Source organism: Veillonella seminalis, assembly GCF_003992065.1.
GTDB lineage: Bacteria > Bacillota > Negativicutes > Veillonellales > Veillonellaceae > Veillonella_A > Veillonella_A seminalis.
Map to the genome: position 1 here is coordinate 162,268 of NZ_RQUZ01000001.1, position 20,979 is coordinate 183,246.

The following is a 20,979-nucleotide window of genomic DNA, read 5'->3' on the forward strand; positions in this document are numbered from 1 at the left end:
CCTGAATTCGAGGTTTAAAACTCGGATTCAGGGGTATTTTATAGGGTATTAAGCTTTAAGTGTAAAATTTTTATGCATCAAGGATTTACTGCCACATTAGTCTTACAAGTTGATAGGCTGACGTATGCAGTGGTTCAATTGAAATCAAAGACAGTTAGTCTTTTAAAGGGTTTTTCAATACAGCCAATAACAAAGCGGTTACAACGGAACCGACTAAGATTGCCAATAAGTACATGAGCGGGTTACCGATAGTCGGTACAACGAAGATACCGCCGTGTGGAGCACGCAAAGTACATTCGAAGGCCATCGATAAGGCACCGGCTACGCCTGCACCAACGATACAGGATGGAATTACACGAACCGGATCGGCAGCGGCAAACGGAATAGCACCTTCGGTGATGAAGGAGAAACCCATAACATAGTTGGTAATACCGGATTTACGTTCAGCCGGGGTAAAACGATTAGGGAAGAACGTAGTACAAAGAGCAATAGCTAAAGGAGGTACCATACCACCGGCCATAACAGCCGCCATTACGCCATATTCACCGGTTGCCAAGAGACCGGTACTGATTACATACGCTGCTTTATTTACAGGGCCGCCCATGTCAACGGCCATCATACCGGCAAAGATAATACCGATAACGATACGGCTGCTGGTATCCATGCTCTTTAAGGCATTCATTAAGCCTTCGTTAAGAGCACCAACCGGCGGGTTAATAATAAAGGTAATAATGATACCCATGAAGAGTACGCCTAATACAGGGTAGAGTAATACCGGTTTGATCCCTTCCAAGGATTGCGGCAATACGGAGAAAGCTCGTTTTAGTAAGAGCATGAGGTAACCGGCTACAAAACCTGCCAAGAGGGCGCCGAGGAAACCGGAACCGCCTGCATTGGCAAGATAACCGCCGACGAAACCAACGGCCAGGCCCGGACGGTCGGCAATACTCATGCCGATGAAACCGGCTAATACCGGTAACATAAAGCTAAAGGAAGCACCGCCGATCTTCATGAAGAAAGCGGCCAGTTCTGTACCTGAACCGAATTTACTTGGATCGGCCGGGTTAAAATCGTCGAATAAGAAGGCGAGGGCAATAAGGATACCGCCACCGATAACGAACGGTAACATATGAGATACGCCGTTCATCAAATGCTTGTAAATCTGGCGACCAAAGCTGTCTTTGGCGGAAATCGCATTTTTATTGGCTTTTTCTTCGCCGGCTTCATAGATAGGCGCTTTGCCGGAGGTGGCTTCTTCCAATAATTCTTTGGCTTTGTTGATGCCGTCCGCTACTTTAACTTGGATGAGCGGTTTGCCGTTAAAGCGAGCCATCGGTACGCTCTTGTCAGCGGCTACGATGATGCAGTCCGCGTTGGCAATATCTTGAGCTGTTAAAGCATCTTTAACGCCGCTGGCGCCGTTTTGTTCAACTTTAATGGTGATGCCCATATCCGCAGCGGTGCGTGTTAAGGCTTCGGCTGCCATGGCTGTATGGGCGATACCGGTCGGGCAAGCTGTTACACCCAGTACGCGGTAGGAACCGTCGCCTGCTTTAGCCGGAGTTGCTTCAGTCGGTTTTTGTTCCGGCTGTTCAGCGTTAGGTGCTGCAGTGCCGGCCGTGGTTACGTTCTGTTCGACGATGGCTAAGGCTTCGGTTTCCGTCATTTTAGGCTCGAATAAATCAGCTTCTTTTACGTCGATTAAAGCGAGGAAGCCTTCAACGGTTTGTGCTTTAATAAGGGCTTCCTTGAATTCGGGATCCATGATGAGGGTCGCTAAGTTAGCCAATACTTGTACATGCATGTCGGCTTGGCCTTCAGGAGCGGCAATCATGAAAAAGAGGCGGGTCGGTTCGCCGTCGAGGCTTTCGAAGTTCATGCCTTCAGGTACGGTCATAGCCGCGAGGCCCGGTGTTTTTACGCCGATACTTTTGGCATGCGGCGTAGCAAGGCCCATGCCGAGACAGGTGGAGCCGGATTCTTCACGAATCAGCACATCTTTGATGTACTGTTCTTTGTTTTTCAAATTACCGCTTGCATCCATTAATTCGGCCAGTTGGCGAATGGCGATATCTTTAGTGGTCGGATGGGCTTGCAATTGAATAGATTGCTTTTGTAATAGATCCGTAATTTTCATGATATTACTCCTTCTCCAATAATGCTTCTACTTGTTCACGATTTGCCAGCCATTCTTCAAAGGCGGACGCTGAACCGGCGGCTACGCCCATGGCGAGAGCTTTGTCATATTGACCGTCCGATTCGATATAGCCGGCTAAGAACCCGGCCACCATGGAATCACCGGAACCTACGGAATTGACAAGTTTGCCTTTCGGCACGGCACTTGTTCGTACATCGCCGTTGGCATCCACTAAAACGGCACCGTCACCGGCTCTCGATACGAGTACATTTTGGGCTCCTTTGGCTTGCAATTGGCGAGCTGCGTCGATAATGTCTGACTCCGTTGTAAATTTTGTATTAAATACACTTTCTAATTCGTGATGATTCGGCTTAATTAGGAATGGCTTTAAATCAAGTACATTCATGAGTAAATCTTGGGTAGCATCTACTATGATACGTATGTCACGACCTTTGAGGCGCTCCATAATATCGCGGTAGGTTGTTTCGGGAAGTCCCTTCGGTATGCTGCCGGAGAGCACTAACGTGTCACTGTTTTTGAGTGCATCGAGTTGTTTGTAGAGTTGGGACATGGCTGTGTCGGTAATGACAGGACCTTGGGCGTTGATTTCGGTTTCGCCGTTGCTCTTTAATTTTACATTGATGCGTGAATAGCCTTTTTCAAGACGAACGAATGATTCGTGGCAACCTTCTTCACGCAATTGACGAACAATTTCGTCACCGGTAAAACCGGCAATAAAGCCCAATGCTGTATTTTCATGGCCTAAATGGCGTAACATGATGGATACATTAACCCCTTTGCCGCCGGCTACAATGAAGTCCTCATAGGTACGATTAACGCCGTTGGCTTCAAAGCCTTTAACGCGCATAACGTAGTCGAGCGAAGGATTAAAAGTAACCGTGTAAATCATGACTCTACCTCCTTGATTTCAGTGTAGTTATGATAGGCACCTTTTACTTTGGTAGTAATAATCGTGGCACTTTCCAACGGGGCAAAGGTGACCGACGATATTTTATCAAATTTTGACGAATCACAGAGTATATACGGATGATGGCATTTTTGGATGGCTTTCGCTTTGATGGCTGCTTCGGCCGGATCCGGCGTGCTGAAACCGCCTTTAATGCTGACACCGTTGGTACCGAAAAATCCTTTGGTAAAGTTAAATACATCTAATTGTTGTAAGGCTGTATCGCCGATGATGGCGCCGGTAACAGCTTTCACCTGACCGCCTAAGAGTATGACACGACGATAACGGGCTGCTAAGGCTGCCGCATGCGAGGTGCCGTTGGTAACAAAGGTTACATTTTTGGCGTTTACAAAGGGGAGCATCATTTCCGTGGTAGTACCGGCATCGATAAAAACAAAGTCATGATCTTCAATGAGTTCGGCGGCTGCTTTGGCGATGGCCGTTTTTTCATCAGTGAATAAATTGGCTTTGGTTGAAATATCCGGTTCGGTTGTAAAATAGTCTACATCACAACTTACGGCACCGCCGTGTACTTTTTGCAGTAGCCCTTTGGCATGTAGTTCCGTTAAATCGCGGCGAATCGTGGCCGCCGAGGAGTCGAGGTCTTGGACCAACTCTTGTACGGTAACGGCTCGTTTAGTCCGTAACCGCTCTAAAATTAATGACTGCCGTTCTTCTGATAACATAGGGAATCTCCTCTACTTAACAAGGCGTATATTTTATTAACTACATTAGTATGTCACTTAATTATAGTATATCTTAACTATAATATAATCATAATCAATCATATTAGTCAATAATTAATGATTCTTTTTGAGCATTTGTAATCAATAGTACTAAAAATGATGGTTGAATGCCTTTTAGTTATAAATGAAATGCAATTTTTAGAATTGTGTGCTGATTATAAACCATACTAAAATAGTTAGAGTTGACAATGGTGTGACGGCGTGGTTAAATAACATTAAAATCAATTTGTTAACCACAGTTGATAAAAAGGGTAATAATAGAGGAAGGGATGTTATTATGATACAACTCGAATCAAAGAGTAAGGGCTTATTTGTATTGGGAACCGGTACGGATATCGGCAAGACATTCATAACCGGTTTATTGGTAAAAACGTTACGTGACGGTCAATATAAAGCCGGTTATTATAAAGCGGCAGTCAGTGGGGCTCCGTCCATTGCTGAAAGTGATGCAGGCTATGTGAAAAAAGTAGCGGGACTCACCGTACCGGATGAAGCATTATTATCCTATTTATATGATCATGCCGTTTCGCCTCATTTGGCGGCTCAATGGGAAGGCCATCCGTTGGAAAAATCCGTGGTGGAAGCAGCTTTTGCGAAAGCTAAAGAAAACTTCGAATATGTCACCATGGAAGGTAGCGGCGGCATCATGTGTCCTCTGCGTTATGATGAAACGGCTCATATCTTCTTGGAAGATGTGATTCAGTGGTTTAAATTACCAACCCTCTTGGTAGCCCATGCGGGTCTGGGTACTATTAATGCGACAGTTTTGACGATTGAATATTTACGTGCCCGTCATATTCCGGTAAAAGGGGTTATCTTGAACTTTTATACGGATAGTCCGATGGAACGGGATAATAAGGCTATGATTGAAGAATTGACGGGTGTGCCGGTCATTGCCTGTGTACCGGAAGGCGCCAAAGATTTAGGCGTATCCGCCGATACATTAGCGGCTTTATACGAAGAAGTATAAGCGATATATCAGCTGCTTTATTTGAAGTGTAAGGGCCTTAGTGGTTACTTCATGATGCACTGTAAGGGTTTAATATAAAGGTATAGAGAATAAGACATTAGATTAGGTATTAGGCATTTAGGATAAAAGGAGATTATCATGAGTTCACAGGTGTGGGTTGAAAAAGATTTAGCACATATATGGCATCCTTGTTCACAAATGAAGGATTATGAAACATTGCCGCCGATTGTTATCGACCATGGTAAAGGCTCTTATTTATATGATGTAGACGGCAATGAATATATCGATATCATCAGTTCGTGGTGGTGTAATTTGTTGGGTCACTGCAATCCGAAGATTAATGCGTCTGTTAAAAAACAATTAGATACTTTGGAACATGTTATTTTTGCCAATTTGAGTCACAAACCGGCTATTACCTTGGCAGAAGAATTGACAAAATTACTGCCAAAAGGACTCAATAAATTGCATTTTAACGATAACGGTTCCGGTGCGGTAGAATGTGCCCTTAAAGTGGCTTTTCAGTATCAGTATCAGACCGGTCATCCGGAACGTCAGAAATTTATGTGCCTTGCGGAAAGTTATCACGGTGAAACCATGGGTGCGTTAGCCGTTGGCAGCATGGATTTATTTGCCAAAATGTATCAGCCGATGCTCATGGAAACGATTCATACGGAAGCACCGGATTGTTATCGTTGTCCTTATAACAAAACCCGTGAAACTTGCGAATGTGAATGTTTCTGCCACATGGAAGAAAACTTCGCCAAACACAGCCATGAATTGGCGGCCGTCATCGTGGAACCGATTGTCCAAGGCTGTGCCGGTATGCGTATTTATCCGCCTTTGTATTTGAAAAAACTGCGGGCTCTTTGTGATGAATACGGTGTATTGCTTATTGCCGATGAAATTGCCACAGGATTTGGTCGTACGGGCAAAATGTTTGCCTGCGATCATGCGGGCATTACGCCGGATATTATGACCATATCTAAAGCATTAACCGCCGGTTACATGCCAATGTCCATTATGGCCGTAACGGATAAGATTTATGATGCTTTTTATGCCGATTACTTCGAATATAAGGCTTTTATGCACAGTCACACCTATGCCGGTAACCCATTAGGCTGTTCGGCTGCTTTAGCGACATTAGATATTTTGCAAAACGACGGCGTTTTAGCTGCCGCTCAAGATAAAGCCGTCTTTTTACACCAAGCTCTGGAAGATGCTTTAGGCAAACATCCGAATGTAGGTGAAATTCGTCATATCGGCCTCATCAATGCCATTGAATTGGTTAAAGATCCGACTACGAAGGAACCGTTGCTAAGTAAAGCGCGTACGGGCTATCAGATTTATAAGAAAGCGTTGGACCACGGCTTGTTACTTCGTCCGTTGGGTGATGTACTCTACTTCAATCCACCGCTTAATACGGACAATAAGACATTGACTGATGCCATCGATCGTACGGTGGAATCTTTTGCCGATGTATTGGGAAAATGAGATGCCCACATATTAGGTGAATGAGATGCCGATATACTCAAAAAAATGAGATTATATCTCAATATAATATGCATCTTAAAATAGGTTATTATTCGTAATTGGTATTTGTCACGCGAACAAAATAAGAGTACTCTATATATAGAAAATATTAGAATTAATATAAATTATCAATAGGAGGACTTTTATGAGCAATGTGCGAGTAACGAATATTCACGAAGATGAAGCAGCTTGGCGTGCCGAACGTGACGCGTGGAACAATCGCTCCGAATTTTTTGTGGAATTGCATGAAAAACAAGAACGTACTGCGCAGGTTACACATTTTATAGACTTTTTGAAAAAACATGATTTATTGCCGGCTCCCGGAGGACGTACGCTTGATGTAGGTTGTGGTGTAGGTGATTACTCCTTGGGGATCGCAAAGTTGGGCTATCAAGCTACCGGTATCGACTTGTCGAATGGTATGATTGCAGGGGCTCGTTTGATCGCCGAGAAAGAAGATCTCGATTTAGATTTATATGTTGGCCCTTGGAGTGAAGAAACACGTGCGGAATTAGGCTGGGAGAAACAGTTTGATTTAAGTTACAGCTTCTTCTGCCCGGTTATGTTTGATATGAACAATATCGAAGCGTTGACTAAAACAAGCCGTAATGCATGTCTGTTTGTAGGCTTTGCCGGTCGTCAGGATACCATCGTTGATGCTTTATATGAGCATTTTTACGGTAAAAAGGATGATTTTAAATGGCAGGCTAACGTAGATGACGTTATTGCTAAAGTAAATCAGATTGGCCGGGATGTGCAGGTTGAGTATGTAAATGTACCGGAAACGGAATACTTCACGGAAGAAGAAGCACTTCGTTACTTCACCATGCGCCTTCACTCTGAAGAATGGGGTACGGAAGAAGCGATGAAAGCTGAAATTTTGCCGTTATTGGCTCCGTATCGCACGGAAGACGGACGCATTCGCAATACATCGGAAGATAAGATTGCGTGGGTGTCTTGGCGCGTTAAATAGCTTTAATGGCCATATTATGCTACCTGTATAGGTGTAGTTCTACAGGTATGTTGCCGGTAAACTGTTTTTTACAAATAAATTTAATAAGGCTGTGGTGTCCGGCGTTATAATTACCGGCTTGCCACAGCCCGTTTATAACGGTTTGAATGACTGACATTCAGGCCGTTTTTGCTATTTTTTGACTTGAAAACTCAGGTCAAGTGCGTATAATGTTGTGTATGTGAAACAAATCGATATAATAAACAATTACGGAATTATGGTAATTACGAATTTTAGCAATTACAGTAATGATAGATTATGGGAGTTACTGTAATTGTTTCGTTTATACAAAGTATAGAAAGAAGGCGAATTATGAGATTAATACATAAAATATTGGCCGTGCTCGGCCTTGTAAGTGCCTTGAGCCTGTCCTTTTTCGGACCGGTTGAGGCCCAGGATTATTGGTACTATGTGGGAGCTGATATTCATGATAATACAACTTCCATCGACAACAGCAGTGTTGATAAGGATGCGGATGTAGCGCAGCTTTGGATCCGTGTGATTCAGCCGGGTGGCGACTACTATTTTGAAAAAATGGAAATCAAGAAAAACGAACGATCTATTCAAACCTTGGACATGCAGTATTTTCATGCGACCGGTGTAGCGTATGATAAGAGTGAATATACCTATGACACGAAACCGGCTGCGGTAAAGCCGGGGACTATCGGCGAGTCTTTATATAATTTAGTGTGGGGAGCTCAATAAGCATATGATATTGCATATTTTTATGACTACGGTCGCACCTATTTTACTTCTTGTTCTCATCGGTTACTTTATGGATAAAAAATTCCATATGGACCTTGATACACTGAGCAAAATCAATTTCTATGTTGTGTCACCGGCCTTTTTGTTTACCAACACATACAGCTATACGGTGTCGGGTGAAAGTGCACAAGTAGTGTGGCTAACCATTATCGGCTTTGCGGCGACTTGGATTGCCAGTATGATTTTTGAAAAAGCACTGGGCCTATCCCGTGAAAAATCCGGTATTTTTCGTAATGCCGTGTTATTTAACAACTGTGGTAACATTGGGGTGCCGCTTATTGTGTTTATCTACTCCAATGAGCCGTTTTTGCAAAACGGTTCACCTGTATGGTTACAGGCGGCTATCGCCATTCAGATTGTCGTATTCGTTTGGCAAAATATTGTAACCAACAGCTTTGGTTTTTACTTTGCCGGACAGGGCAAAATGAGTCGTACCGATGCGATTAAGTTAGTATTTAAAATGCCGATTATCTATGCTGTAGCAGGTGCGGCTCTCTGTAGTTTCGGAAATATCCCTATTGATGAAACATTCTTCTGGCCGGTTCTGACCAACGTAAGTAATGCCCTCGTTATGGTCGCTTTATTTACGCTGGGGGTTCAATTGGCAAGAACACCGTTCAACTTCTTTACGCGAGAAGTAATTTGGGGCAGTTCCGTTCGCCTTATTGTAGGTCCTTTGGTGGCGTGGCTGGTAATTTGGCCTTATGAACTTGTGGCAGGTCCCGTTTCGGAACTCGTTATGCAAGTTCTCGTCATTTCGGCAGCTGTTCCGAGTGGTGTCACCACAGCACTCATTGCAGGCGTCTTAAAAACAGAAACAGAATATGCTACCCAACTCGTTGTGGCGAGCACCGTATTCGCGGCTATAACACTGCCAATAGTAATTATGTTAGTTAAGTAAGCCGGCTTCAAAGATGCAATCGGTTTTAACAATGAAATAAGAAAAGAAATGGCTCCTCACAAGGCTTGGTTTTGCGCAGCAAAAAGACCCTTGTGAGGAGCCATTTTCTTTCCATTTGATTATCATCTCAATTCAAACCGTTGTATACCTTTGAAAGCCGGCTTTAACTAGCGAGGGGGGAAGGGGAGGTTTCTGCGTTGCAGAAACCTCCTTCCTCCCTCCAACGCCGGTAAGAACAGGCATAAAGTTCTTTGCGCAAAGTTCCTGATGGGACTTATTATGCCGCTAAAAACAGTCATAAAGTACTCTGGGTAAAAGAAACGGAGAGGTCCACATCTAAGGGTCTTTTTACTGCGCAAAACCAAGCCTTAGATGTGGAGCCTCTCCGTTCTTTATAACCTATACCTTTATACTGTTTTTAGCTCTAATGTAGCCCCCATTAGGGGCTTAAGGACGAACCTTATGCCTGTTCTTACCAAGTCCCCATCCACGTAATAATAATGGCATTGACGAAGTCAATCAGGAACGCACCAACGAGTGATACGATGAGCCATGCTTTAGGCGATGGACCGTATTTTTCAGCCAAGGACTGCATGTTGGCGAGACCGTTGGCAGTAGCACCCATGGCAAAACCGATACCGCCTACGCCGAGCATAACGCCGTCGTAGTTTTTGCCGAAGAGTAAGAAGTAACCGAGCCATGCAAAGACAATCATGAGAAGTGTCTGAGCAATCAAGATTACTACGAGTGGTAAAGCCAAATGAATCAATTCGTATAGTTTCAAGCTGTTAATAGCCATAGTAACATATACGGTTAATGCTACTTCGGATACTACATTGAGGCCGCCGCCCTGTACGCGATACATACCGGAGAAGTCACCGATATTACGAATGACAGCTGCTACGAGCATGGCACCGATGTAAGCCGGTAAGGTAATGAATGTGTTGAGGTAAGCACTGAGTACGGCACCGAGACCTACAGCTACGAATACGAAACCGGCTGCTTTTAATACGCCGTTTACGTCGGTTGTTTCTTCTTCTTCAAGAATAGACATATCGAATACATGTGGTTCTAATTGAGCAGCTGCCGGATTATCAGCTTCTGATTCAGGAATGTTTTTAGTTGCATTCGGAGTTGTTTTAGGATCAATATGTTGCGAACCGGGAGTTTTAATTTTGTAGTGTTTAATTAAGAATTCACCGAAAGGTCCGCCAAGTACGAGCGCTACTACCATACCGAAGGTAGCGGCTGTAATAGCTACGGTTGTAGCACCTTGAATACCATATGTGGTTTCAAAGTACGGGCCGAAAGCCGCCGAGGTACCGAGACCACCCATGAGGGAAACGGCACCGGCCAAGATGCCGTAGTGAGGGTCAATTCCCATGGCACCGGCAATAGACATACCCAACAAGTTCTGGATGAAACCGAGAATCGAGGATACGATTAAGTATAAGATAAGTGCGATACCACCGTATTTGATAAGTTTTAAGCTGGCCATCATACCGATGGTAGTAAAGAATACCAAGAGGGCTACGGTAGATAAAGTATTGTCAAAATCGACTTGTAAAATTCCGTATACACGTAATCCGGATAAAATGAAGGCAAACGGCAGACCACCGATTACCGCAGCCGGTAAGCTGAGCTTTTGGAATACGGGAACTCGGTTTTTGATCCATAAACCGATGAAATACGTCACAAATGCGAGTGCGACCGCTTGTACGCTACTGATTTTGACTGTCAAGACTTCTGCGCCCATAAACAACGCCTCCTTTGAGCAAGCTGACTCCCTCATAATACTGATAAGCAGGCGTTTATAACTTCGATTGCCGATAGACGGTAAGCCGTTCGCTTGTATTTAACGTACAAGCAGTCATAGCAAATAGGAAGTGAAATGACATTATTGCGCCGGACATTAACTATATTATAAGAGGCTTCATAATACAGATGATTTAACCGTGTAGTTGAATTAATGGGAAGAAAATTATGGCAACCGGTATTATGAAACTAAAAAATGATGAGTGCGGAAGGTGAGTTTCATGAACGAAACAGACCTTCTTTTAATAAATATTTCAACTTGATAATATTATACTATGCGAGTGCGTAAAAATACAATAAAAATATGTAAAATTCTATGTATACAAAAATCATGAGAATGCATTTAAGCTGATAAACAATAGGTTATGTGGTCTGATGATTATAAAATCAACTGAATTATAAATTCTATAAATTGTTTATTTGTGCATAAAATAAGATTAATTATACATATAAAAACAAATGTAGTTACCTTAAAAATATAATAAAATAAACAAAAGTAGAGTATATAAGGACATTTTTATATACTCTACAAAATGCATAAATGTATAGAAAATTTTGCATGTTACTGTTTATCTAAATGAAGGATAATGTCTTTCAAAAATTCTGTCCCGGTTACTAAATCATCGATATTAATGGCTTCGGCCGGATTGTGACTTACCCCTTCGCGGCATGGGATGAAAATCATACCCACATCGGTGTAATCCCCCCAATTCATAGCGTCATGGCCGGCACCGCTTGGCAGTGTCATATAATTATACGGTTTATTTTTAGCAACCGTTTCCATGGCCTCAATCATAGTATTTTTTACCATGAGGGGCATTTCATCGGCAATTAATGAGGTGTCGATAGGAATATCGCGTTTGTGACCGATTTCCGCAATGGCATGAAGTATGGACCGAGTGGCACGATCTTTAGCTTCGGCAGAAATGCTGCGGATATCGAGACCTAAGGTTACTTCACCGGGAATGACGTTCATAACGCCCGGTGTGGCTTCGATAACACCTACCGTAGCTACGACCGGAATAGGTTCACTGTTTTGTGCAATTTGTTCTGCAGCCAATATGATTTCAGCGGCTGCGCAAAGTCCGTCATGACGATGATTCATCGGCGTGGCGCCACTGTGGCTGGCGGTACCGTGAATATGAATTTTATAACGGGTCGATGCGGCAATGCCGGTGACGATACCGATGGTGTGGTTTGTTTTTTCAAGTACGATACCTTGTTCAATATGGAGTTCCAGGAAGGCTTTAAGAGGTGTGGTGAACTTAGATTGCGGTATAATATCCGGATTGAAGCCTCGTTCTTTTAGAACATCATAAAGACTGAGCCCTTTTTTGTCGCACAAGGTTTGTAAACGTTCGCGACTCAATTGACCGCGCATGGCTTGACTCCCCAAAGTAGCACTGCCGAAGCGGCTCGATTCTTCGCACATGAAGAGCACAATATCTAGGGGATGATTGAGATGTGTATTCGTTTCTTTTAAATCGGTAATGACTTCGAGTGCGGCTGCGATACCGGCGAGTCCGTCGTAATTACCGCCTTGCGGTACGCTGTCTGTGTGAGAGCCGGTCATAATAGCGGGTACATCCGGATTTTTTCCTTCATAACGGCCGATTACATTACCGAATTCATCATAACGTAGAGTAAGATTCAGCTCTTTAAGCTGTTTGATGAGATAGTCACGGCCCGCCCAATCCTGATCGGTAAAGGCAATACGATTAATACCGGGTACATCGTCGATGGTACTTATGGTTTGCATGGCGTTTAAATGTTTTAAAAGTCGCTCTTTATTTATCATAGGAATCTCCTTGCTGTTCGGCGTAATATAAAATTTAACAGTAAAAGTTTATAAGTTTAGCAAAAAAAGCAGTATTTAATTCAATTGTTGAGTTAAATACTGCTTTTGTATTTGTTAAAAAATAATTGTTAAAAGCTATTTTAATATCTGTATTTACGACGGTAAGAATGCGGCGTTTCCGAAGTGGCTTCTTTAAAGACTTTACAGAAGTAGCTAGTCCGATTATAGCCCAGATTGCGGGCGATAGATTCAATGGACGAATCAGAGCCGCGAAGCATTAATTTAGCTTGTTCCAATTTGCGGTCGTTAATGTATTGTACGAGCGACGTCCCCGTTTCCTGTTTGAAAATTTTGGACAAATAGGACTCACTTAAATAAACGTGACCGGCAATGTCGCGTAAGGATGGATTGGAACTTAAATGCTTGTCGATATAAACAAGGGCCCGTTTAATTTCAGGACGATAGGCCGTCTTCATCTGGCTGTGTATATCGGACTTACCGCTTTGTAATTCCGGTATATCCAGCGATGTATTTAAAATATCCGGGAAATAATGACCGGCCATAAGATTCAGTACTTTAGACGCACTGTTTATTTCTTCGGTGGAATAAATAGGTAATTGTCTATAGAATTTTTTGGCCGTTGAATCGTTTTGCCAATCACTACGCGCTGAAATTTGTGACAATTGCGGATCGGTTACGGCTGTTTGGCCGGCACAAATAAAACCGAGCAAGTGACCTTCATGAATGACCGGTACGGAAAAATCTACGATGCCGGCGTGACAGCGATAGGCGGATGGACAATGTCCTTTGGAGGCCTCAAGGCCACCATACGCATCACAATAGGCACATAGCCTCGATAAGGTTGGATGACTGCGAATGTACTTGCAAAAATTACTGAAGTTGTATTTGCACGAAAGAACACGGCCGCGCAAATCTACATATACGGCTGCCAGTTCCGTAATGTTAGTAAAATCACGCATGATCTCATTAATCATGGTTGTTTCTGTCTTGAAATTACCGGTTGGCATCGTTGCCACCCCTCTCTCATTTCTTTTTGTATGGGCGTACAAAACAAAAGGATTAAAAAATAGTAATACAACAAATAACTAGAACTCATGATAAACACAGAATTTACTGAGGTTTTATGATTAATCGTTATACCAATTATAACAAAAAATTGTTAAAAGTAGAACAAAAAATTAAAATTTCGTAAAAATGTGTTAAAAAATGAAATACTGTTATTTTGTATAATAATCGTACACATAAACGATGAAATGTGGTGAATATTTGATTTTTATTTTTATTGTGCGCCCAAGATAGGAGATGAATTGTATGTCGCAAGAAGCACTAGGTATGGTTGAAACAAAAGGCCTGGTTGGCGCTATCGAAGCAGCCGATGCCATGGTTAAGGCCGCCAATGTGGCCCTCGTCGGCACCGAAAAGATCGGATCCGGTCTCGTAACCGTTATGGTTCGAGGTGACGTAGGGGCTGTTAAAGCATCTGTAGATGCCGGTGCAGCAGCTGCCGAACGAGTTGGTCAAGTTGTCTCGACGCATGTAATTCCACGGCCCCACAAAGATGTGGAAAGCCTTATCTTAAAGGAAAAAGGTGATGCGTAATGAGTACTACAGATCAAATGGTAGATGAGATTTTGAAACGCGTATTAAGCAAAGCTGACAATTTGTCGGCAGCCACCCCGAATCAAAGTGAAAGCAAAGGAGCGGAACAGATTATGGCGAACAGTTGTAGTTTAACAGAATTTATCGGTACAGCAAAATTTGGTGATACTATCGGCTTAGTAATTGCTAACGTGGATCAACAAGTATTGGATGCCATGAAATTAACTAAAAAATATCGTTCTATCGGTGTTGTAGGTGATCGTACCGGTGCCGGCCCTCATATTATGGCGGCTGATGAAGCAGTTAAAGCTACCAACACTGAAATCGTAAGTATCGAACTCGCACGCGACACTAAAGGCGGTGCCGGTCACGGTTCCTTAATCGTATTCGGTGGCGACGATGTATCCGACGTTAAACGCGCCGTTGAAGTTACGCTTAAAGAAGTAGAACGCACTTTCGGCGATGTATATGGTAACGAAGCGGGCCACATTGAATTACAATACACAGCTCGTGCCAGCCATGCTATCAACACGGCATTCGGCGCTCCTGAAGGTAAAGCGTTCGGTCTTATCGTAGGTGCTCCGGCAGCTATCGGCGTTGTAATGGCCGATGTAGCTGTAAAAGCAGCTAACGTTGATGTTATCGGTTATGCATCTCCGGGTAACGGCACAAGCTTCTCCAACGAAGTTATTTTACAAATCTCTGGTGACTCCGGTGCCGTACGTCAGGCTGTTATCACAGCTCGTGAAATCGGTAAAGAATTATTAGGCACATTAGGCAGCGAACCTAAAAACGATGCTCCTTCTTACATTTAACTTCGATAGAAAGGAAGCTTGACATATGAGATCAAAACGTTTTGAAGTATTAAGTAAACGCCCTGTTAACCAGGATGGTTATGTAAAAGAATGGGTGGAAGAAGGCTTTATTGCCATGGAATCGCCGCAGGATCCTAAACCTAGCATCCGCATTGAAAACGGCAAAATCGTAGAACTTGACGGCAAACGTCGTGAAGATTTCGACTTGATTGATACATTTATTGCTAACTATGCAATTCGCTTGGAACGTGCTGAAGAAGTTATGGCTATGGATTCCCGCAAAATCGCCAACATGATTTTGACACCGACCGTACCTCGCAGTGAAATCGCAAGCCTTGCCAAATCTATGACTCCGGCCAAAATGGTTGAAGTTGTAAGTAATTTCAACGTTGTTGAAATGATGCAGTCCATGCAGAAAATGCGTGCTCGTCGCACCATGGCTAACCAGGCTCACGTAACCAACGTTAACGATAACCCGGTTCAAATCGCAGCTGATGCCGCTGAAGGCGCACTTCGCGGTTTTGCCGAAGAAGAAACAACTGTAGCGGTTGCCCGTTATGCTCCGCTTAACGCTATCAGTATTTTGGTAGGTTCCCAAGCCGGTCGTCCGGGCGTATTGACTCAATGCTCCTTGGAAGAAGCTACTGAATTGGAACTCGGTATGCGCGGTTTTACAGCTTATGCCGAAACAATTTCCGTATACGGTACTGAAGACGTTTTCACCGACGGTGACGACACTCCTTGGTCCAAAGCATTCTTAGCATCCGCTTATGCATCCCGTGGTTTGAAAATGCGTTTTACTTCCGGTACAGGCTCCGAAGTTCAGATGGGCCAGGCCGAAGGTAAATCCATGTTATACCTCGAAACTCGTTGCCTCTATATCACTAAAGGCGCCGGCGTACAAGGTATTCAGAACGGTTCCGTAAGCTGTATCGGTATTCCGGCTGCTGTACCATCCGGTATTCGTGCCGTTTTAGCAGAAAACTTGATCGCAGCTATGCTTGACCTTGAATGTGCATCCAGTAATGACCAGACATTCAGTCATTCCGATTTACGTCGTACGGCTCGTACACTCATGCAGTTCTGTCCTGGTACTGACTTCATTTGTTCCGGTTACAGCTCCACACCAAACTATGACAACATGTTTGCCGGATCCAACTGGGATGCTGAAGATTATGATGACTGGACAATCATTCAGCGTGACCTTAAAGTTAACGGCGGTTTGAAACCGGCTACTGAAGACGCTGTTGTAGCTGTTCGTAACAAAGCAGCGCGAGCTTTACAAGGTTTATTCGCAGAACTCGGCTTACCGGCTATTACCGATAAAGAAGTAGAAGCCGCTACATATGCCAACGGTTCTAAAGATATGCCGCCTCGTGATAAAGTAGCTGATATCAAAGCAGCTGCCGACCTTATGAACCGCGGTGTAACCGGCATCGACTTTGTTAAAGGTCTTGCTAAACGCGGTTTCAATGATTTGGCCCAAAGCGTTCTTAATTTGTTGAAACAGAAAATCGCCGGTGACTATTTACAGACATCCGCTATTTTTGACGATAAATTCAATGTAATTTCAGCAATTAACAATCCTAACGATTATGCCGGCGTAGGTACAGGCTATCGTTTGGAAGGCGAAGATTGGGAAGTAATCAAGAATATTCCTAACGCAATCGATCCGCGTGATATTTAAGGGGGCATCAATATGGCTGAAATTAATGAGCAAGTTTTACGCGCACTAATTATGGAAGTGCTTCAAGAAATGGGCAGCGCCAGCAAGCCTGTTACTTTTGCCGGTTCCTCCACTGAAACAGCGGCTCCGGCTCGTCCTAAAGAAGAGGACGTTGATGATACTTGGATTCAAACCGGTGGTCCGGCTGAATCTCACACATCTCCTGACGAAGTAGTTATTGCTGTAGGCCCTGCATTCGGTCGCAGCCAACGCACTACTATCGTAGGTGTACCGCATCGCAATGTAATCCGTCAACTCGTTGCCGGTATTGAAGAAGAAGGCTTAAAAGCTCGTGTAGTTCGTGTATACCGTTCTTCCGACGTAGCAGCTGTTGCTGTTGAAGGCGATCACTTATCCGGTTCCGGCGTGTGCATCGGTATTCAATCCAAAGGTACCACTGTAATTCACCAACGTGATTTACAACCGTTATCCAACTTGGAATTATTCCCACAAGCACCGTTGCTTACGGAAGAAGTATACCGCGCCATCGGTAAAAACGCAGCTAAATACGCTAAGGGTGAATCCCCTAATCCGGTAGCTACGCTTAACGATCAAATGGCACGCCCTAAATATCAAGCGTTGTCAGCCCTTTTACACATTAAGGAAACAAAACGAGTGGTTAAAGGTAAACCGGCTGATGAATGCCGCGTAAGCCTATAAGGAGGCCTTTATGAGCACAGATATGGAAGCGATGATTCGCAAAATTTTAGAAGATATGCAAAAGGGAACGCCCGCACCCGTAAGTGCTGCGACTCAGACGAGCACAAACGAACGCGTTGCAACGACTGCGGATTACCCGATTGCTCAAAAACATCCTGATTGGATTCGCGTAGGCAACAAAGGTTTGGATGATATCACTTTGGATGCTGTTATGAGCGGTCAGGTTTCGATGGATGATATGCGTATCAGCCCTGATATCTTAAAAGCACAGGGCCAAATCGCCAAAGCCGGCGGTCGCGATCAAATCGAATTTAACTTCTCGCGCGCTGCCGAAATGACTAAAGTAGGCGATAAACGCTTATTGGAAATGTACAATGCACTTCGTCCGTACCGTTCTTCCAAACAGGAATTATTGGCTATGGCTGATGAACTTGAACATGAATACGGTGCTGTTATTTGTGCCGAATTTGTTCGTGAAGCAGCTGAAAACTATGAAAAACGTAAGAAATTGAAAGGCGATAACTAAGAGTTAGGAGTTTTGTGTATGAAGCGAGTCGTTGGTATTGATATAGGTAATTCCACAACAGAATCAGCGTTAGCGGAAATCCACGAGTCCGGTGAAGTTCGTTTTCTCGGTTCGGCCATTGCCAATACAACAGGGATTAAAGGGACTAAGGATAATATTCAAGGGCTCTTTGAATCGCTTCGTCAATTGGTTGCTAAAACGGGCCTGTCCTTAAAGGACATCGATTTAATCCGTATCAATGAAGCTACCCCGGTTATTGGGGATGTAGCGATGGAGACGATTACTGAAACGATTATTACCGAATCAACCATGATTGGGCATAATCCGAAAACTCCGGGCGGTCTTGGTATCGGTGTGGGCCAAACGGCTCATATCCTGCAATTGCTCGATAAACCTATGGATGAGGACTACATCGTCGTAGTACCGAAAGAAATAGATTTTCAGCTTGTGGCCGAACTGATTAATGCGTATGTAACAAAAGGCTTTCGCATCAAGGGGGCTATCTTACAGGCCGATGACGGCGTGCTCGTAGCGAACCGTTTGCAACAGCCGATTCCTATTATTGATGAAGTGGCGTATGTCGATAAAGTACCGCTTGGTATGCTCGCCGCCGTTGAAGTTGTTGAACCGGGTAAAGTCATTTCCCAATTGTCTAATCCTTATGGCATTGCTACGGTTTTCAAATTATCGGCTGAAGAAACCAAGAATATCGTACCTATCGCCAGAGCTCTCATCGGCAACCGTTCGGCGGTGGTTATTAAAACCCCGGCCGGCGATGTAAAAGAACGTGTAATTCCGGCAGGTTCGATTGTAGCCACCGGTGACGGACGAACTGTTTCAATTGACATTTCAGCCGGTGCCGAACAGATTATGAGCACCCTCGGTCAGGTATCCCACATCGACAATGTATGCGGTGAAGCGGGTACTAACGTAGGAGGCATGCTGGAAAGAGTACGTCAGACCATGGCGGACTTAACGAATAAATCACCGAACGATGTATACATTGAAGATTTACTCGCTGTCGATACATCGGTACCGATTAACGTAAAGGGCGGCCTTGCCGGTGAATTCTCGATGGAACAGGCTGTAGGCATAGCTTCTATGGTTAAGTCGGATCACTTGCAAATGGAAATCATCGCCAAAGAAGTGGAACGGGAGCTTAAGATTCCCGTTGAAATCGGTGGCCAGGAAGCTGAATCAGCTATTCTCGGGGCTTTGACAACACCGGGTACGGAAACGCCGTTGGCGATTTTGGACCTGGGCGCAGGTTCCACGGATGCATCGATTATGTCACCTGACGGACGAGTAACGGCTATTCATTTAGCCGGGGCCGGTAATATGGTTACCATGTTGATTAACTCTGAATTGGGCCTTGAAGATATTCACTTAGCGGAAAGCATTAAGAAATTCCCATTAGCCAAAGTTATCAGCGTCTATCATATTCGCCACGAAGACGGCAATGTACAGTTTTTCAAAGATCCGTTACCGGCGGAACTGTTTGCCAAAACGGTTATCGTAACCGATGAAGGGCTTGTGCCGATTGACGGCGAACAGTCCATGGAAAAGATTAAAATTGTACGTCAAACTGCTAAAGAACGTGTTTTCGTAACAAACTCGCTGCGTGCTTTGCGGGCCGTAAGTCCTACACATAATGTGCGTGACATTCCGTTCGTGGTTATTGTCGGCGGTTCGGCATTGGATTTCGAAGTACCGCAACTTGTTACCGATGCGTTATCCCATTACAATCTCGTGGCCGGGCGCGGGAATGTGCGCGGCACGGAAGGGGCACGTAATGCGGTGGCAACCGGTTTGATTTTATCGTATGCGAAAGAGCGGAGGGGATAAGGTATGGAGGTTATAATTGCACCTAAACCGACTATCATAATTTATCACCATCCGAATGTATCTCAGGAGGCCATTCAGGATCTCTTGTTCGGTATTGAAGAAGAAGGTATACCGTTTAGCCTTGAAACGCGCGGCACCGATGAAGATATCTTGCGCATGGCCGATGAAGCTTCACATGCATCGGCACTGTCCGTAGGCGTCGGCTGCACGGCAGATACCTTGGTGTTAAGTTATCAAAACTTACCGCCACATCAATTTATCTATCGTTTACGTAATTATAAACAAGCACAACAAGCTATGCGAGCGCTGGGGGCTAATGCAGCTCGCCTGGTGAAGGGCAATCCTTTTAAAACCGACCCCGGATTGGAGGTGGCATTTTGAAAGAAGCATTAGGACTCTTGGAAGTAGCAGGTCTTGCAGCGGCCATAAAAGCAGCCGATGTAATGGTAAAAGCAGCCAATGTACGAATTATCGATGTGGAAAAAGCACGCGGTAACGGTTGGATGATGGTTAAAGTTTCCGGTGATGTAGGTGCCGTACAGGCGGCCGTACAAGCCGGAGTGGCACAAGCCAAACATGATCGTCATTATATTGCGCAAAAAGTAATCCCAAGACCGGCTGAAGGCATTGATAAAATGCTCTTGGGCGGTGGCGGTAAGCCGGTATTAAATCCGGAAGTAGCCAAAGCTGAAATTGTAACAGAACCGCCTGTACAATCGGAAGTGAAACCTGCGACAACAGCTAAAGCAACGGCACCTGCGAAAGCGACTGCCGTTAAAGCCGCACCGGCTAAGGTGGAAGCTAAAGCAGCTGCTTCAACGACTAAGACGACGAAGACGACATCGGCTAAGGCAACGGAACCGGTTAAACAGGCTGAAACGGTTAAAGCAACAACTGCTACGGCGGCTAAAACATCGACAGCAACTAAACAGGCGGAACCTGTGAAAACAGAACCGGCAAAAGCAACTGAAGCACCTGAAACAACGGCTTCGGGAGATGCCGAATCTGTTGTGGACACGACAAAAGAAGCGTTGCTGAAGGTAGTAAAACCGGCCCCTAAGAAACGGCCGAGTCGAGCAAAAACAACAACAAAACCGAAAGCGTAAGTAAAGATAAGCAAAACGCTTAGGTAATACAAACAGTATG

General features: G+C 44.3%; 19 protein-coding genes. 13 read left to right on the top strand and 6 right to left on the bottom strand.

Annotation, left to right across the window (positions count from 1 at the left end):
• Positions 1-154 precede the first annotated feature (154 nt).
• Genes EO126_RS00690 through EO126_RS00700 form a run of 3 tightly spaced genes read right to left on the bottom strand, consistent with a single transcriptional unit; the run spans position 155 to position 3,790 of the window.
• The gene (locus EO126_RS00690) at positions 155-2,137 is read right to left on the bottom strand and encodes a PTS fructose transporter subunit IIABC (protein WP_127006993.1); all 1,983 of its coding nucleotides are present in this window, start codon (positions 2,135-2,137) and stop codon (positions 155-157) included.
• Between the two features lie 4 nt (positions 2,138-2,141).
• Complete coding sequence (pfkB, locus tag EO126_RS00695) at positions 2,142-3,047, bottom strand: 1-phosphofructokinase (RefSeq protein WP_127006995.1); 906 nt, start codon at positions 3,045-3,047, stop codon at positions 2,142-2,144.
• Positions 3,044-3,790: a DeoR/GlpR family DNA-binding transcription regulator gene (locus tag EO126_RS00700; protein ID WP_006555493.1), complete on the bottom strand. Its 747-nt coding sequence runs from the start codon at positions 3,788-3,790 to the stop codon at positions 3,044-3,046. The genes pfkB and EO126_RS00700 overlap by 4 nt, the downstream gene beginning before the upstream one ends.
• Positions 3,791-4,127: 337 nt before the next feature.
• Here EO126_RS00700 and bioD point away from each other — a divergent pair, with 337 nt between their 5' ends.
• From bioD to EO126_RS00725, 5 genes are all read left to right on the top strand, one after another.
• Positions 4,128-4,820, top strand: a complete 693-nt coding sequence (bioD, locus tag EO126_RS00705; protein WP_040770763.1) for a dethiobiotin synthase — start codon at positions 4,128-4,130, stop codon at positions 4,818-4,820.
• Positions 4,821-4,958: 138 nt separating this feature from the next.
• A complete protein-coding gene (gene bioA / locus EO126_RS00710; protein WP_127006997.1) occupies positions 4,959-6,311 on the top strand; it encodes an adenosylmethionine--8-amino-7-oxononanoate transaminase in 1,353 nt (450 codons plus the stop codon).
• A 184-nt stretch (positions 6,312-6,495) separates the two neighbouring features.
• Positions 6,496-7,323 carry a class I SAM-dependent methyltransferase gene (locus EO126_RS00715; RefSeq protein WP_127006999.1) on the top strand — a complete coding sequence of 276 codons (828 nt, stop codon included), beginning with the start codon at positions 6,496-6,498 and terminating at the stop codon, positions 7,321-7,323.
• A gap of 351 nt (positions 7,324-7,674) precedes the next feature.
• Positions 7,675-8,067, top strand: a complete 393-nt coding sequence (locus EO126_RS00720; protein ID WP_127007001.1) for a hypothetical protein — start codon at positions 7,675-7,677, stop codon at positions 8,065-8,067.
• Positions 8,068-8,071: 4 nt separating this feature from the next.
• A complete protein-coding gene (locus EO126_RS00725) occupies positions 8,072-9,028 on the top strand; it encodes an AEC family transporter (protein WP_127007003.1) in 957 nt (318 codons plus the stop codon).
• Positions 9,029-9,500: 472 nt separating this feature from the next.
• Here EO126_RS00725 and EO126_RS00730 read toward each other — a convergent pair whose 3' ends face one another.
• From EO126_RS00730 to EO126_RS00740, 3 genes are all read right to left on the bottom strand, one after another.
• Positions 9,501-10,784: a sodium/glutamate symporter gene (locus EO126_RS00730; RefSeq protein WP_127007005.1), complete on the bottom strand. Its 1,284-nt coding sequence runs from the start codon at positions 10,782-10,784 to the stop codon at positions 9,501-9,503.
• A 621-nt stretch (positions 10,785-11,405) separates the two neighbouring features.
• On the bottom strand, positions 11,406-12,641 hold the full coding sequence (locus EO126_RS00735; RefSeq protein WP_127007007.1) for a M20 family metallo-hydrolase: 1,236 nt from the start codon (positions 12,639-12,641) through the stop codon (positions 11,406-11,408).
• 140 nt (positions 12,642-12,781) lie between these two features.
• On the bottom strand, positions 12,782-13,669 hold the full coding sequence (locus tag EO126_RS00740) for a PocR ligand-binding domain-containing protein (RefSeq protein ID WP_006555501.1): 888 nt from the start codon (positions 13,667-13,669) through the stop codon (positions 12,782-12,784).
• Between the two features lie 304 nt (positions 13,670-13,973).
• Between EO126_RS00740 and EO126_RS00745 the strand changes: the two genes are divergently transcribed.
• From EO126_RS00745 to EO126_RS00780, 8 genes are read left to right on the top strand one after another with little or no spacing between them, the layout of a single operon-like run.
• A complete protein-coding gene (locus EO126_RS00745; protein ID WP_006555502.1) occupies positions 13,974-14,261 on the top strand; it encodes a BMC domain-containing protein in 288 nt (95 codons plus the stop codon).
• On the top strand, positions 14,261-15,076 hold the full coding sequence (gene pduB / locus EO126_RS00750) for a propanediol utilization microcompartment protein PduB (RefSeq protein ID WP_006555503.1): 816 nt from the start codon (positions 14,261-14,263) through the stop codon (positions 15,074-15,076). The genes EO126_RS00745 and pduB overlap by 1 nt, the downstream gene beginning before the upstream one ends.
• Before the next feature lie 25 nt (positions 15,077-15,101).
• On the top strand, positions 15,102-16,763 hold the full coding sequence (locus EO126_RS00755; RefSeq protein WP_006555504.1) for a propanediol/glycerol family dehydratase large subunit: 1,662 nt from the start codon (positions 15,102-15,104) through the stop codon (positions 16,761-16,763).
• Between the two features lie 12 nt (positions 16,764-16,775).
• The gene (locus EO126_RS00760; RefSeq protein ID WP_127007009.1) at positions 16,776-17,462 is read left to right on the top strand and encodes a propanediol/glycerol family dehydratase medium subunit; all 687 of its coding nucleotides are present in this window, start codon (positions 16,776-16,778) and stop codon (positions 17,460-17,462) included.
• Positions 17,463-17,472: 10 nt separating this feature from the next.
• Entirely contained in the window at positions 17,473-17,988 is a 516-nt protein-coding gene (locus EO126_RS00765; protein WP_006555506.1) for a diol dehydratase small subunit, read from the top strand.
• An 18-nt stretch (positions 17,989-18,006) separates the two neighbouring features.
• Complete coding sequence (locus tag EO126_RS00770; RefSeq protein ID WP_006555507.1) at positions 18,007-19,833, top strand: diol dehydratase reactivase subunit alpha; 1,827 nt, start codon at positions 18,007-18,009, stop codon at positions 19,831-19,833.
• A gap of 3 nt (positions 19,834-19,836) precedes the next feature.
• On the top strand, positions 19,837-20,214 hold the full coding sequence (locus tag EO126_RS00775) for a glycerol dehydratase reactivase beta/small subunit family protein (RefSeq protein ID WP_006555508.1): 378 nt from the start codon (positions 19,837-19,839) through the stop codon (positions 20,212-20,214).
• A complete protein-coding gene (locus EO126_RS00780) occupies positions 20,211-20,939 on the top strand; it encodes a BMC domain-containing protein (RefSeq protein WP_225723616.1) in 729 nt (242 codons plus the stop codon). Before EO126_RS00775 ends, EO126_RS00780 begins: the two co-directional genes overlap by 4 nt.
• The last annotated feature ends 40 nt before the right edge of the window (positions 20,940-20,979 follow it).

What these genes read in the sequence shown, in the direction of transcription:
- bioD (WP_040770763.1), top strand. Translation starts at nt 4,128, where the DNA reads ATGATACAACTCGAATCAAAGAGTAAGGGCTTATTTGTATTGGGAACC.
- EO126_RS00725 (WP_127007003.1), top strand. Translation starts at nt 8,072, where the DNA reads ATGATATTGCATATTTTTATGACTACGGTCGCACCTATTTTACTTCTT.
- EO126_RS00690 (WP_127006993.1), bottom strand. Translation starts at nt 2,137, where the DNA reads ATGAAAATTACGGATCTATTACAAAAGCAATCTATTCAATTGCAAGCC.
- EO126_RS00755 (WP_006555504.1), top strand. Translation starts at nt 15,102, where the DNA reads ATGAGATCAAAACGTTTTGAAGTATTAAGTAAACGCCCTGTTAACCAG.
- EO126_RS00730 (WP_127007005.1), bottom strand. Translation starts at nt 10,784, where the DNA reads ATGGGCGCAGAAGTCTTGACAGTCAAAATCAGTAGCGTACAAGCGGTC.
- bioA (WP_127006997.1), top strand. Translation starts at nt 4,959, where the DNA reads ATGAGTTCACAGGTGTGGGTTGAAAAAGATTTAGCACATATATGGCAT.
- EO126_RS00775 (WP_006555508.1), top strand. Translation starts at nt 19,837, where the DNA reads ATGGAGGTTATAATTGCACCTAAACCGACTATCATAATTTATCACCAT.
- EO126_RS00735 (WP_127007007.1), bottom strand. Translation starts at nt 12,641, where the DNA reads ATGATAAATAAAGAGCGACTTTTAAAACATTTAAACGCCATGCAAACC.
- EO126_RS00700 (WP_006555493.1), bottom strand. Translation starts at nt 3,790, where the DNA reads ATGTTATCAGAAGAACGGCAGTCATTAATTTTAGAGCGGTTACGGACT.
- EO126_RS00765 (WP_006555506.1), top strand. Translation starts at nt 17,473, where the DNA reads ATGAGCACAGATATGGAAGCGATGATTCGCAAAATTTTAGAAGATATG.
- EO126_RS00740 (WP_006555501.1), bottom strand. Translation starts at nt 13,669, where the DNA reads ATGCCAACCGGTAATTTCAAGACAGAAACAACCATGATTAATGAGATC.
- EO126_RS00720 (WP_127007001.1), top strand. Translation starts at nt 7,675, where the DNA reads ATGAGATTAATACATAAAATATTGGCCGTGCTCGGCCTTGTAAGTGCC.
- EO126_RS00760 (WP_127007009.1), top strand. Translation starts at nt 16,776, where the DNA reads ATGGCTGAAATTAATGAGCAAGTTTTACGCGCACTAATTATGGAAGTG.
- pduB (WP_006555503.1), top strand. Translation starts at nt 14,261, where the DNA reads ATGAGTACTACAGATCAAATGGTAGATGAGATTTTGAAACGCGTATTA.
- pfkB (WP_127006995.1), bottom strand. Translation starts at nt 3,047, where the DNA reads ATGATTTACACGGTTACTTTTAATCCTTCGCTCGACTACGTTATGCGC.
- EO126_RS00745 (WP_006555502.1), top strand. Translation starts at nt 13,974, where the DNA reads ATGTCGCAAGAAGCACTAGGTATGGTTGAAACAAAAGGCCTGGTTGGC.
- EO126_RS00715 (WP_127006999.1), top strand. Translation starts at nt 6,496, where the DNA reads ATGAGCAATGTGCGAGTAACGAATATTCACGAAGATGAAGCAGCTTGG.
- EO126_RS00770 (WP_006555507.1), top strand. Translation starts at nt 18,007, where the DNA reads ATGAAGCGAGTCGTTGGTATTGATATAGGTAATTCCACAACAGAATCA.